The 11,968-nt window shown below is 62.4% G+C and carries 12 protein-coding genes and 1 tRNA gene; 6 read left to right on the forward strand and 7 right to left on the reverse strand.

Features of this window, described 5'->3' with window-relative positions:
* Nucleotides 1-4 precede the first annotated feature (4 nt).
* Genes ACY693_RS01025 through ACY693_RS01040 form a run of 4 tightly spaced genes read right to left on the reverse strand, consistent with a single transcriptional unit; the run spans nt 5 to nt 3,982 of the window.
* Nucleotides 5-817: a DUF4340 domain-containing protein gene (locus tag ACY693_RS01025; RefSeq protein ID WP_462319965.1), complete on the reverse strand. Its 813-nt coding sequence runs from the start codon at nt 815-817 to the stop codon at nt 5-7.
* Nucleotides 817-2,301, reverse strand: a complete 1,485-nt coding sequence (locus ACY693_RS01030) for a GldG family protein (protein ID WP_462319966.1) — start codon at nt 2,299-2,301, stop codon at nt 817-819. Before ACY693_RS01030 ends, ACY693_RS01025 begins: the two co-directional genes overlap by 1 nt.
* 26 nt (nt 2,302-2,327) lie before the next feature.
* Entirely contained in the window at nt 2,328-3,065 is a 738-nt protein-coding gene (locus ACY693_RS01035; RefSeq protein WP_462319967.1) for an ABC transporter permease, read from the reverse strand.
* Nucleotides 3,062-3,982: an ABC transporter ATP-binding protein gene (locus ACY693_RS01040; protein ID WP_462319968.1), complete on the reverse strand. Its 921-nt coding sequence runs from the start codon at nt 3,980-3,982 to the stop codon at nt 3,062-3,064. The genes ACY693_RS01035 and ACY693_RS01040 overlap by 4 nt, the downstream gene beginning before the upstream one ends.
* Before the next feature lie 253 nt (nt 3,983-4,235).
* On the opposite strand from ACY693_RS01040, the gene ACY693_RS01045 reads away from it, so the two are divergent.
* The gene (locus ACY693_RS01045) at nt 4,236-5,411 is read left to right on the forward strand and encodes a DesA family fatty acid desaturase (RefSeq protein WP_462319969.1); all 1,176 of its coding nucleotides are present in this window, start codon (nt 4,236-4,238) and stop codon (nt 5,409-5,411) included.
* Nucleotides 5,412-5,503: 92 nt separating this feature from the next.
* Here the strand turns inward: ACY693_RS01045 and ACY693_RS01050 are convergent, their stop codons facing one another.
* A complete protein-coding gene (locus ACY693_RS01050) occupies nt 5,504-6,460 on the reverse strand; it encodes a class I SAM-dependent methyltransferase (RefSeq protein WP_462319970.1) in 957 nt (318 codons plus the stop codon).
* A 189-nt stretch (nt 6,461-6,649) separates the two neighbouring features.
* Between ACY693_RS01050 and ACY693_RS01055 the strand changes: the two genes are divergently transcribed.
* The 3 genes from ACY693_RS01055 (at nt 6,650) to ACY693_RS01065 (ending at nt 7,629) form a co-directional block, all read left to right on the forward strand.
* Nucleotides 6,650-6,740 (forward strand) — tRNA-Ser (locus ACY693_RS01055).
* A 142-nt stretch (nt 6,741-6,882) separates the two neighbouring features.
* Nucleotides 6,883-7,131 (forward strand): UPF0175 family protein, encoded by a 249-nt coding sequence (locus tag ACY693_RS01060; RefSeq protein WP_462319971.1) that lies wholly within the window; start codon nt 6,883-6,885, stop codon nt 7,129-7,131.
* A gap of 252 nt (nt 7,132-7,383) precedes the next feature.
* Nucleotides 7,384-7,629: a hypothetical protein gene (locus ACY693_RS01065; RefSeq protein WP_462319972.1), complete on the forward strand. Its 246-nt coding sequence runs from the start codon at nt 7,384-7,386 to the stop codon at nt 7,627-7,629.
* A gap of 278 nt (nt 7,630-7,907) precedes the next feature.
* On the opposite strand, the gene ACY693_RS01070 is transcribed toward ACY693_RS01065, so the two are convergent.
* Nucleotides 7,908-8,030 (reverse strand): phage integrase central domain-containing protein, encoded by a 123-nt coding sequence (locus ACY693_RS01070; RefSeq protein WP_462319977.1) that lies wholly within the window; start codon nt 8,028-8,030, stop codon nt 7,908-7,910.
* Nucleotides 8,031-8,283: 253 nt separating this feature from the next.
* Here ACY693_RS01070 and ACY693_RS01075 point away from each other — a divergent pair, with 253 nt between their 5' ends.
* Nucleotides 8,284-8,535 carry a hypothetical protein gene (locus ACY693_RS01075; RefSeq protein ID WP_462319973.1) on the forward strand — a complete coding sequence of 84 codons (252 nt, stop codon included), beginning with the start codon at nt 8,284-8,286 and terminating at the stop codon, nt 8,533-8,535.
* Here the strand turns inward: ACY693_RS01075 and ACY693_RS01080 are convergent.
* Complete coding sequence (locus ACY693_RS01080) at nt 8,514-10,295, reverse strand: thiamine pyrophosphate-dependent enzyme (RefSeq protein ID WP_462319974.1); 1,782 nt, start codon at nt 10,293-10,295, stop codon at nt 8,514-8,516. The genes ACY693_RS01075 and ACY693_RS01080 overlap by 22 nt on opposite strands.
* A 358-nt stretch (nt 10,296-10,653) precedes the next feature.
* Here ACY693_RS01080 and arsB point away from each other — a divergent pair, with 358 nt between their 5' ends.
* Nucleotides 10,654-11,799, forward strand: coding sequence for an ACR3 family arsenite efflux transporter (gene arsB / locus ACY693_RS01085; protein WP_462319975.1), 1,146 nt, complete (start codon nt 10,654-10,656; stop codon nt 11,797-11,799).
* The last annotated feature ends 169 nt before the right edge of the window (nt 11,800-11,968 follow it).

Consider the following 11,968-nt stretch of genomic DNA (forward strand, 5'->3'; position numbering starts at 1 on the left):
GTGTTTACCGCGACTGGCTCGGAGCGACACCCAGCTCCGTAGCCTCCGAATCCGTACCCGAAGCGAGCTCGGGGAGCGGTGTCGCTGCAAGCAGATAGCTGAGGCGCTGATCGAGCCGGGTCCAGCGGGTGCCACCCTCGCTGACGAGGAACCGCAGCTGTTCGATGCCATCGGCCGACTGGATCATCAGGAGACGGCCGCTGAGCTTGGCGTCGAGTGGCTCGACGCGCTCGGCCACGACCTCGACCAGCCCAGCGAGCGCATCCGCTGACAGCGGACGCCCATCGATGCTGCCAAGCACCGGCCGAAAGTCGGTTGGCAGCAGGCGTCGGCTGAGGAGCTGTTCGGGCGGCGCAAGCAGCGAAGGCAGGTGCTGGTCGTCGATGAGCTGCACGAGATCGCCAATCATCACATAGCGCCGATGGCCGATCGGATCACGCTCGCCAATGTTCAGCGTCAATCCATCGAGGCTGAGCCGAACGCGAGGCGGGTCGAGTCCAAGCCGACCGGCAGCTGTGGCGTCGGCTGGCAACACGCGCTCAACGCGAGCTTGAGTGATGCGCAGCAGCCGCTCGACCGCCTCGACGTCGGCTGGTGCCTCGATCGGTGAGCGCATCTGCCAGCCATGATCCCCGCGCTCAAGCCGGATCACGGGGACCGCGCTGCGCTGCAGCAGAATGCTGCTCACCCGTTCTGGGTCGAGATCGGTCAGGCGTCCGCTGCTGACCTGATACTGGACGTCTCGCACAGCGATGAAGGCGAGCAGAACCGCGATCAGCGCCAAGCTGAGGTTGATGAGCCAACGCCGGACCACCATCAAGCGCGCGCTCGCGACCAGTAGATACCGAGCCCAGCGAGCGCCAAGAGCCCGGGCACCAAGACCAGCGCACTGACGCTCAGCGTCAGCATCCGCAGCGGCGTGAGCATCAGTGCGACCCGGTCATCGGTCGGCGGCGGCACTGCGATCAGGTCTTCGCGGTGCGTGAGCCAACGGACCAACTGCAGCGCCAGGGCCTTGTTTGCCCCCTGATCGAGATGGGCGTTGGCAAGGAAGTCGCCATCGCCAAGGATGGCGACGCGCTGTTCACGGGGCACATCCTGATGTTGCGTATCCGTGGGGTCGAGGCTCGGATCATAAAGCGGTGCGTAGGTCACTGGACGGGTGAGCAACAAGGCCATGCTGAGCGGTCCGCGCTGCTCGCCGGCAGCAGGGTCGCGCGCGATCTCGCCGCGTACGGAACCGGTCTCATTCCAGCTCAGGGCGCCGGTCTCAAAGGCGGCGACCTGAAGCCAGCCCGAAGGCTCGTTGAGCATCAGGGCGACTGCGCCGGGGAACAGCGCTGGGGCGCTCAGCTCTGCGGTCAGTGGATGGCGAGGCCAGTCCTCGACGACCGCGAAAGTCGGCGCCTCCAGGCGCAGGTCACCGGCCTTGGCATCAACGATCTGGCCCGGCAAGAGCCCGAGGTCCAGATACTGCTGAAGCGCCTCAAGCCCGAGTAGACCCTCAGCACCTGGGGGGTCCAGTAACCAAAGCAGATTGCCGCCGCGCTCCAGGTAACTGATCAACGCCTGCGCTTCGCCGGGGAAGAGCGCGATGGCCGGGCTGCTGATCACGAGCAGATCAACATTCTCCGGCACCTGCGCCTGCAAGGCCAGATCCAGCGGTTGCAGCCTGAGCCCGCGCTGAATCAGCAGCTGCGCAATGCGACGCAGATCGCCTGGGCCGGCCCCATCGAGTGCACGCTCGCCATGTCCCTCAAGGACCGCAATCCAAGGTGGGTCCTGCAGCTGCAGGCGCGCAACCGCATTGGTGAGCAGCCGCTCCGTGAGACGGTCCAATAGAACGCGTCGGTCCTGATACTCCACCACCAGCTGGCCTTGCAGGCGCACATCGGCGGCACGGGCGAGCTCAGGGAAGAGCTGCGGATCGATGTACTCGGTACGCACAAGGGGGCTTGCGCGCCGATAGGGCGCGAGCACCTGCTCGATAGCACGTGCAAGGCTGGTATCGGGGGCGGCGAAGATGCGGATGCCGATCGGCTCTTCAAGCCGAGCGAGGACAGCACGACTCTCGTTAGACAGGCTGTTGCGACCAGTCAGGGTCAAGTCCCAACTCCGGTCATGGCGCGCGATCAGCCAGCCCGAGAGTAGCACGAGCGCGAGCAGCAGTATGACAAAGCTCAGGTCGGCGGCGGGCCGATTGAGACGTTGGAGCAGCCGAAGCAATGCCGAGCCCAACCCAGGGTCCAACGCGGGGTATGACTCGGCGTCCGACCTTGGGCTTCGCTTTGGGCGATACATCCGATCAGTCATCCTGCGGCATCGACTCATCCCAATCGCTGGTTTGCGAGCTGTCGCTCGGCCAATGCTAGGAAGAGTGCGGACATGAGCACGAAATAGCTGAGATCGCTGAGCCGAGCGACCCCATTGAATAACCAGACCAGATGCTGACTCCAGGAGAGCCAGTCCAGCAGGGAGAGTTGCAGCGCGGCAAGCTGGTCGGCGTCGTGGATCAGCGACAGCATGATCAATAGGGCATAAGCCAGAATCGTCGCCAAGGTGGGGTGCCGCACGAGGCTAGCGGCGAAGAGGCCAACGCTCGCGAACAGCAGGCCGCTGAGCCATAACCCAACTGTGGCCGACACGAACAGACCAAGATCGACTGGCGAGGCACCGATGAGCCAAGCAACCAGCAGCAGAGGAAGAAGCCCGAGCAGCCACAGCGGCGCGAGCAGGGCCACAAGCTTACCGAGCAGGATGGCGCTAATGCGCACCGGGGCAGAGGCGAGCATCTGATCGGTGCAGAGCTGCTGGTCCCGGCCCAGGCTGCGAGCCGTCAGCAGCGGGGCGATCAGCAAGAGCAGCAGTAATGCCGCGCCATAGAGACGCTCGGCAAGCGCTGCGTTTAGGCCCAGCTCGAACTCAGCTGCAGTAACAGCCTGGTACCGATCCAAGACCTCCAGGAAGACCCAGGCCAGCAGGAGCTGCGTGGCGGCCAGCAGCAGCCAGGCGAGTGGGGTCTGGAACAGGGCGGCAAGCTCGCGCCGAGCGATGACGAGGATCACGCGGCTGGCTCCAAACCGATGCAGCCAAAGAACACCTGCTCGAGATCCGTATGGCAGGGGCGCAGCTCGAGCAAGCCATAGCCATGCTCCATCAGCGCCCGGGCTAGCAGATCGGCGCTGGCGTCCTCGCGCAAACGGATGCGCAGCCTGTTCTTACCGCAGGGCTTGGCGCTCTCGACAGGGGGCAAGGCAAGCACCGAGCTAAGGACTGGTGGTGGCCTCAGCCGGACCTGCACCTCGCGCGCCGCCGTCGCCTGAGCCTTGAGGTCTGCGTCATGCAGTTGGCGACCCTGATGCAGGATGATGGCGCGAGAGCAGATCGCCTGGACCTCGGTCAGGGCATGGCTGGAGAGTATGACGCCAGCGTTCTCAGCAATACTGCGGATCAGGCCGCGCAGCTCGCGAATCTGGACCGGGTCAAGGCCATCGGCGGGCTCATCCAGGATCACCAGATCGGGCCGATGGATCAACGCCTGCGCAATGCCGGCCCGTTGCTGATAGCCTTTGGAGAGCTGACCCAAGAGACGCTGTCCGACATGGGTCAGTCCGCAGGCTGCTTTGACCCGAGCGAGCGCATCCGGTAGCTCTCCAGCGGCGATGCGATGCAGCCGCCCCGCGAAGGTCAGGTACTCGTCGACGCGCATCTCCGGGTAGATGGGTGAGCGCTCCGGCAAGTAGCCCAAGCGCGCCTTGACAGACTGTGGTGCCTGCTGCAAGTCAGTGCCGTTGACTAGGACCCTGCCGCTACTCGGCGACAGGATGCCGGCGAGGATGCGAAGCGCCGTGGTCTTACCGGCACCATTGGGTCCGAGCAGCCCGAGCACCTCGCCTCGCCGCAAGCAAAAGCGAAGCCCATGCAGCACCGGCTTGCGACCGAAACCGCGGGTGATCTGATCAACGGTCAACAGCATGCTCATGGGCGAGAACGATAGCGCGAGACTCCGCGGCGCGCGAGCCCCTTGGTGAAAACCAGTGCTGCGAAACCAGTGCTGGGAAACCGGCACCAAGAGCCGACGTTCAAGAAGCGTCCCACAAGCAAGACTTCGGGGAGCAGGGTTTTCTGGATCTAGGGCGGGAACGGGCTAAGCTGGTTGTTGCCTTAATCTCCCGGAACACGCAGAGTCGCGTCCTGGTGGTGCCCTCGCCACTGCTGAAACACCGAGTAAATCTATGACCTTTTATGGACTGCTGAACCTGCCAGCCTGGCAGGTTGCGCTGATCACCCTTGGGCTGACCCACATCACCATCGGCGCGGTCACCATCTTCTTGCATCGTGCCCAAGCCCATCGCGCCTTGGACCTGCACCCGATTCCCGAGCACTTCTTCCGCTTCTGGCTCTGGCTCACCACCGGGATGGTGACGCGCAACTGGGTAGCCGTGCACCGCAAGCATCATGCCCGCTGCGAGACCGCCGATGATCCCCATAGCCCACAGGTGTTTGGCCTGGGAAAGGTGTTCTGGGAGGGGGTTGAGCTCTATAGCGTCGCCGCCAAGGACCCAGCCGTCGCCAAGCGTTTTGGCCAGGGCACACCTGATGATTGGGTGGAGCGTGCGATTTACAGCCGCCTTACTTGGCAAGGCTGCGCCCTGATGCTGGTCATCGATATCGCGCTGTTCGGGGTCTATGGCATCACCGCCTGGGCGGTGCAGATGCTCTGGATACCGATTCTGGCGGCGGGCGTGATCAACGGTGTCGGCCATTTCTGGGGCTACCGCAACTTCGAGACGCCAGACGCATCAGCCAATGTCTCGCCCTGGGGCATTCTGATCGGCGGTGAAGAGCTGCACAACAACCATCATGCCTTCCCGTCCTCTGCGCGCTTGTCGATGCGCTGGTGGGAGCTCGATATCGGCTGGCTCTACATACGCCTGCTGTCACTGCTCGGCCTTGCCAAGGTGAAAAAGCTGCCGCCGCAGGCGACTGTCATCGAAGGTAAGCAGATCATCGACATGGATACCCTAAAGGCGCTGCTGACGGCACGTATGCATGTGATCCGCCGTTACAGCAAGGAGGTCTTGCAGCCAGTCACCCGCTCAGAGCTCTGCCGCAGTGAGCCGCATTGCCGGCGCGTCGCTCGATATGCGCGCAAGCTCCTGGGAAGCGAGCGTCTGGATGAGGCAAGTCGCAAGCGCTTGGAGCAGATCCTGGCTAGCAGCCAACAGCTCAAGGTGGTGTACCAGTTCCGTGAGCAGCTCAGGCAGATCTGGGAGCGCAATGCGCCTTCGCAGGAGGCGCTACTGAAATCGCTGCAAGACTGGTGTCAGCGCGCTGAGACGACTGGTATCCATGCGCTAGAAGGCTTTTCGCGCAATCTGCGCGGGCTTACCCTGGTTGGTAGTCACTGAGAAGCGCCAAGGAACTCCATACTCGCTGCAAGGATTGAAGAGCTAACGCGAGCTGGATCATCGCTCTGAGAGGCCCTCTCCTGAGAGAGGCTCTAGGGCTCGGCGCTCAGATAGCAGATCCAGCCCGCGTCGGCATCCGCTCGAGTCACCGGCTTGAAACAACCGTCAGGCTCACCGTCGTCGTCCCAACCCTGCCAGTAGATGCGCAGGTGTCTGAACCCTGCATCGGTCAGGATCTCCTGTAGCTCAGGCAGCGTCCAGAGTCGCCAGCGATAACGGAAGGCGTTATCGATTCGAGAGCCATCCTGGAACTGAAAATGGATCGCGCACTCCATCAGACCGCTGATCGGGTTGTAGTCGGTTTGGTCCCAGATGTAGGTGAACGGCGGCTCGACGTCATCCTCGATGCTGCGCTCCTCGGTGATCACCCGAAAGGCATCGTAACCGCCATAGGCATCAAGCATGAATAGGCCATCGGCGGCGAGGCGCTCTCGCACACGTCCAAAGTAGCGCAGTAGCTCCGAGCGCTCGGTGATGAGCCACCAGCTAAAGTTCATGGCCAGGATCAGGTCGGTCGGCTCGCTGCCCCTGGGCTTAGCAGGGTCCATCGTCGGTTGAGCACTCCCTACCTCCGTCACGTCCGCCTCGAGAAGCCGCAAACGCGCGCGTTGATCGTCGCTCAAGCGAGAAAGCCGATGCTCACGCGCATAGGCGAGTACCCCTGGATCGTTATCGACCCCAAGCGCGCGGTTCTCCGGATGTCTCAAGACCCATTCGTGGCAAACAGCTGCCGTGCCGCAGAAGTCCTCAATCAGCGAGCGGGCAGGGCGCCCGCGTCGCTCAAGGAAGGTTTGCGCGACGAAATCGACCTCCGCCTCGGGACACTGGACCGCGCGCTCATAGAGCGCGTATCGGTCGACCTGTTCCGTGAGGCTGCCTTGCGTCCGCAGCGAAGCTTGACCATGAGTATCGGTCGGCTCGGTATCGGTCGTTTGGGACGTCGACGTCGTTGTCGGGCCGACCTCGGATTTGGTGTCAATAGGCGACATAGCGACTCGGTTTTCTTGCCTTGGCTCGCAGTCAGACCTCGTCGAGAACTGAACCGCTGCGTTTGCAAGTAGACGGTGGTTGGCTTAAGCTTGACGGCTCGATGCGCAGGGAGCAACCAGTAACTGCCGAACCTCCGTCATTGCAACGGTGACCTGAGTCATACTGGCTCCAGCATCAGCCCGCATTCCGGAGAGGTGTCCGAGTGGCTTAAGGAGCACGCCTGGAAAGTGTGTATAGGTTAATAGCCTATCGAGGGTTCGAATCCCTCCCTCTCCGCCATTCAGTCGTAAAAATCATATCAAATTCAATTTCTTATAATTAAATATAAAAATTACCCCCATCTAGTGCCCCACTTGGCTATCGCTACTCTTCCGATTCTTCTGTCTTAGCGTCCGCTCTCCTTGCCGCCAAGGAAACTGAAATGTCCTCAACCCTGACCATCGAGCTCCCCGTCGCCGGACTACCCTCGGCTGCCGAGTTGCCGGCTAATTTTGCCGACGAAGCGCGTTTTTTGCTCGCCGTTAAGCTCTTTGAGCAAGGCCGCATCTCATCAGGAAAGGCTGGCCGACTGTGCGGTATGGGGCGCGTCGAGTTTTTGCTGGCGGCAAGCCGATCAGGTGTGCCGGTGGTCGATTTAGAAGGCGATGACCTCGTCAACGAGTTCGTTTGATGCTTGCCGAGCGTGCTGTGATCAATGCTGGCCCGCTGGTCGCGCTGTCGCTAGCAGGGCGATTAGACCTGTTGCCGGCCTTGTTTAGCGAATTCTGGATTCCACAACGGGTCTTTGATGAAGTGACCGTCGCCGGGATAGGGCGGCCAGGTGCAGAAACACTGGCTAGTGACCGCTGGGCCGCCCATGTCCGGTCATCGGCCGAAGCGGACCCGTTGCTGGTTGCCGAACTCGATCCCGGGGGAGGCGGCCGTGATCACGCTGGCTCGCAGCCTAGCACCCTGTCTGGCGATCATCGACGAAAAACGTGGACGCAAGATCGCCCACTCGATCTATGGGCTACCGGTCAAAGGAACCGCCGGGCTCTTGGTCGAAGCCCATCGGCGCGGCTTGCTCGCTGATGAGTTGCGGAACACGTTGCTTGGCCTGAAAGGTGCTGGCTATTTCCTCTCCGATACCGTGATTGATGCCGCCTGCGCGGCCGCCCATAGCCATTGATACAGCATAGTCTCCAACGTTATCTACGCTCTATTGTTGAGCCATAAGTTGCTTACAGCTGCGGGAGAGGGTCGACCAGGTTATCTGCCGCGCCTTTGCTGCATCATTGCGCTCACTCAGCCATCATCTCTAGCCGCTTGGTGAATAGATCGCCGCGTGCATAGGTGGCCTGCCTTTGTTCTCGAAGACGTAGGCAAGCGCCATCACGCACGTGGCGGGTTGCTGGTATCGGCCCAGTTCATCGCACTGGCATAGTCGAGAACATTCTCGATGCGATCCTAAACCCGCTTTGCTGTCTCGGGCTTGGTGGTCCATATCGGCTTGAGGATGGCGAGCACATCCTCGGTGGTGAGGCTGCCGACTGGCTTCGAGCCGATGACCGGACGGGCATTGATGTTGATGGTGTCTGTCTACTGCCGAGCATGTTTCCGATTCGACCACTCGTGCCGCAAGTGGTGTTCAACACCCGGGCTGGGCTGGGGAGTAGCCCCTCGGGCTGCCGGCTGCCTTGTGGCCAGCGAGGAATCGGCTATCTTTGTTTGGGTGTCATCAGAACCCTGCCAGGAGCGCCTAGCCTTGTACTGCTCAATTCGCCGCTACCAGCTCGTCAAGGGAACACCGGATATTGTACGCGACAAGGTGGAGACCACATTCATGCCGCGCATCAAAGCCCTCGACGGCTTCGTCAGCTACTCCGTCATCGTCACCGGACTCGGTGGCGATGGACTGCCGGGTGTCGTGACCCTGAGCGTGTTCGATGCTGCCGAGCAGGCCAAGGTATCGAGCAAGCTCGCCGCCGACTGGGCGCGTGAGATGAGCCCGTTCTTCTCGCTGGAGAAGCTCGGCGAGGAGTCCGGGCGGATCGCCTGCCAAGCGGAAGCGGATCAGACCAGCTCGCGCACGTAGTCGCCGATCAGCGTGCGGGCGATCTTCCCCCGCCCGGGCGTGCCCTTGGCCATCGCTTGAGCCATGTGCTTGGCCTCCTCTAGGCTGATATGCGGCGGCAGCGGTGCCTCGTGGGTATCCACGTCGCAGTGCAGTAGGGCCGGGCCATCGTAGGCCAGGAATTCATCCAGCACCGCGCCGATCTCGGCCGGGTCGTCGCAGTGAAAGCCCTTTCCGCCCATCGCCTCGGCGATCGGGTGGAAATCGATGTGGGCGTTGTCGCAGACGAACTCCGGATTGCCCAGGAGGGCCATCTGCTCCCACTTGATCATGCCCAGACTGTCGTTGTTGATGATCACCACCTTGACCGGGAGACGATACTTCACTGCCGTGACGAAGTCGGCCATGCACATCGAGAACCCGCCATCGCCAACAAACGCCACCACTTGGCGCTCGGGATAGGCGATTTGGGCGCCGATCGAGTAGGGTAGGCCTGGAGCCATGGTCGCCAGGTTGCCCGAGAGCGAATGCATCTGTCCGGCCTTGACCCGAATCTGACGCGCCCACCAGACAGCGATGGTGCCGGAGTCGCAGCACACGATGGCGTCGTCGCTTAGTCGCTTGCCGAGCTCCCAGGCGACGACCTGCGGCTTCATCGGCTTGTCCTGGCGGGTGCCGCGCTTCTCCATCAGCGTCCACCAGTTCTTGGCGCCCTCCTGCGCCTTCTCGACGAAAGACCTGTCCTCACGCTCATTGACCAAGGGGAGCAGCGCTTCAAGGACCTTGCCGCAGTCGCCGACCAGGCCGACATCCGCCGGATAACGCAGGCCGATGACGGCCGGCTCCAAGTCGATCTGGACGCATTTGGCCTGATCGGTCTGTGGGTAATACTCGATGTAGGGCCAGCACGAGCCGACGATGATCAGACAGTCGGTCTCGTCGAGCGCATCCTGGCTGGGCTCGGACCCGAGCAGTCCGATCGGACCCGTCGTGTACGGGCTGTCATCCGCCACTGCAGCCTTACCGAGCAGGGCCTTGCAGATCGGCGCGCCGATCCGCTCGGCCAGCGCCTCCAGTTGTGCCGCCCGGCCCAGGGCGCCGCGCCCGGCGAGGATCACGGGCTTCTCGGCCTGATCGATCAAGGTCGCGGCTGCCTCCAGGTCTTCCTGCGCCGGCAGCCGCGCAGAGCGATGAAAGATCTGTGTGTTGTGCCCGGCAGTATTGCGCCGCGAACGGGTGTCTTCCTTGACCGCCATGCTCTGCACGTCGACCGGGGTGGTGATGTGCGCGACCTGGCGGTAGGCGAGCGCCTGCCGGCAGGCCATGTTGGCGATATTGCGCATGTGCATGGGTCCCATGCAGCGGGCGTTGTAGCCGGCCACGTCGGCGTAGGTGCGATCGACCTCGACGTCCTGCTGGGTGCGGGTCGAGAGCAGATCATGGAACTGCAGCCCGGTGATCGCCAGTACCGGCGCGCCGTCGAGCTTGGCGTCGTAGAGTCGGTTGACCATCTGCAGGGCGCCCGGGCCGGAGGTGGCCACGCAGACACCGAGTCTGCCGGTGTACTTGGCGTAGCCACAGGCGGCGAGGGCGGCTGTCTCCTCGTGTCGAACCTGTATGAAGGAGATCTGGTCCTGACGTTGACGAAAGGCCTCGATTATGCCATTGACCCCGTCGCCCGGCAGGCCGAACACGGTATCGACGCCCCAGTCGACGAGCGTCTCCACAAGCACATCGCCAGTGGTCAGGCGAGCGTCGTCGTCAGAAGTGCCAAGAGCCATGATGTCCTCCTCGGTCGCATGAGTCCGCGACTTTGCAGGCATGATCTATGCCGCTGACCGAGATCCCGTCACTGCCGCGGCGCAGCTCGGCTCACTTGCCTTCCGTCTTCCTTCCGCTGACTGCCAATGGGGGAGAGCAACCACTGTGGTGGTTGATGCGCCCCTGCCGGACTCGTCCGTGCTGCCGCCGTGGAGCTGGCGCGCGGCCCTCGGCTGGCCGTGCTCGCCCGGAGGCGCTCGCCCGGAGGCGTACCGGACTCGAGGCTGCCGCCCCATCGGCGTTCCGGTTTGGCGACCGACCGATAAACGGTTAGACTCTGGATATTCGATTAGCCATATATATTGCCTCTTTGACCTGATGTCCCACGCCAAGACCACTCCTAGCCTGGGCGGCAATCTGTCGCTGCTGGATCGTTTCCTCACCCTCTGGATCTTCCTGGCCATGGCGCTGGGCGTGGCGCTTGGGTCGCTGTTTCCCGAGGTGGTGTCCGCGTTCAATCAGCGCCTCACCGTCGGCGAGCAGACCAATCTGCTGATCGCCATCGGCCTGATCCTGATGATGTATCCGCCGCTGGCCAAGGTGAAGTACGGCCTGATGCCGAAGGTGTTCGCGAACGTCAAGATCCTCGGTCTCTCGCTGGTCTTGAACTGGGTCATCGGGCCGCTGCTGATGTTCGCGCTGGCGATTGGCTTCTTCGGGTTTCTGGCGCCAATGCTGCTCGGCGATGACCCGCGCTGGGGCGCCTATATGGTCGGTCTGATCCTGGTCGGCATCGCCCGCTGCATCGCGATGGTCTTGGTCTGGAACCAACTGGCGCGCGGCAGCAGCGAGTACGGCGCCGGGCTGGTGGCCATGAACAGCGTCTTTCAGATCATCAGCTTCAGCCTCTATGCCTGGATCTTCATCAGCGTGCTGCCGCCGCTGTTCGGGCTGCAGGGTATGGTGGTGAATGTCAGTATCGGTGACATCTTCGTCAGCGTGATGATCTATTTGGGTATTCCGTTTGCCGCCGGGTTACTCAGCCGGCTGCTGTTAGCCCCGGCCAAGGGCGAGGACTGGTACGACAAGGTCTTCATCCCCCGTATCTCGCCGATCACGCTGGTGGCCTTGCTGTTTACCATCGTGGTGATGTTCAGCACGCAAGGCCAGCAGATCCTCGAGCAACCGCTCGATGTGCTTTGGATCGCGTTGCCACTGTCGGCCTATTTCGTGCTGATGTTCCTGAGCAGCTTCTATCTGGCCTGGCGGCTGGGTGCCGATTATCCGCGCAGCGCCTCGGTCGCCTTCACCGCCTCCGGGAACAATTTTGAGCTCGCCATTGCGGTCGCCATTGCCGTCTTCGGCATCGCCTCACCGGTCGCCTTTGCCACCGTGATCGGTCCCTTGGTCGAGGTTCCCGTTCTGATCGTCCTCGTCCATGTGAGCCTATCTTTCTATCGGCGTTTCTACCTTGGGCGTGAGCAAGAGCAAGGTGTTGAGTCCGCAGCCAGGGCGTCGAGCTAAGGTGTTGTTGAAGACGTAAGCTTGCGCGTCATCCGTAAACCACTGAGGAGTGACCACATGCCGCTTTGGCTTTCTCGGCTCAGCAGTGCTGTCCTTTCCCCATAACACGCCAATTGACGGCATGGCATAGCGGAGGGTCGGGTGGCGGCGAGCGGGGGTGTCGACGGCA

The sequence above is a fragment of the Halochromatium sp. genome, assembly GCF_054919635.1.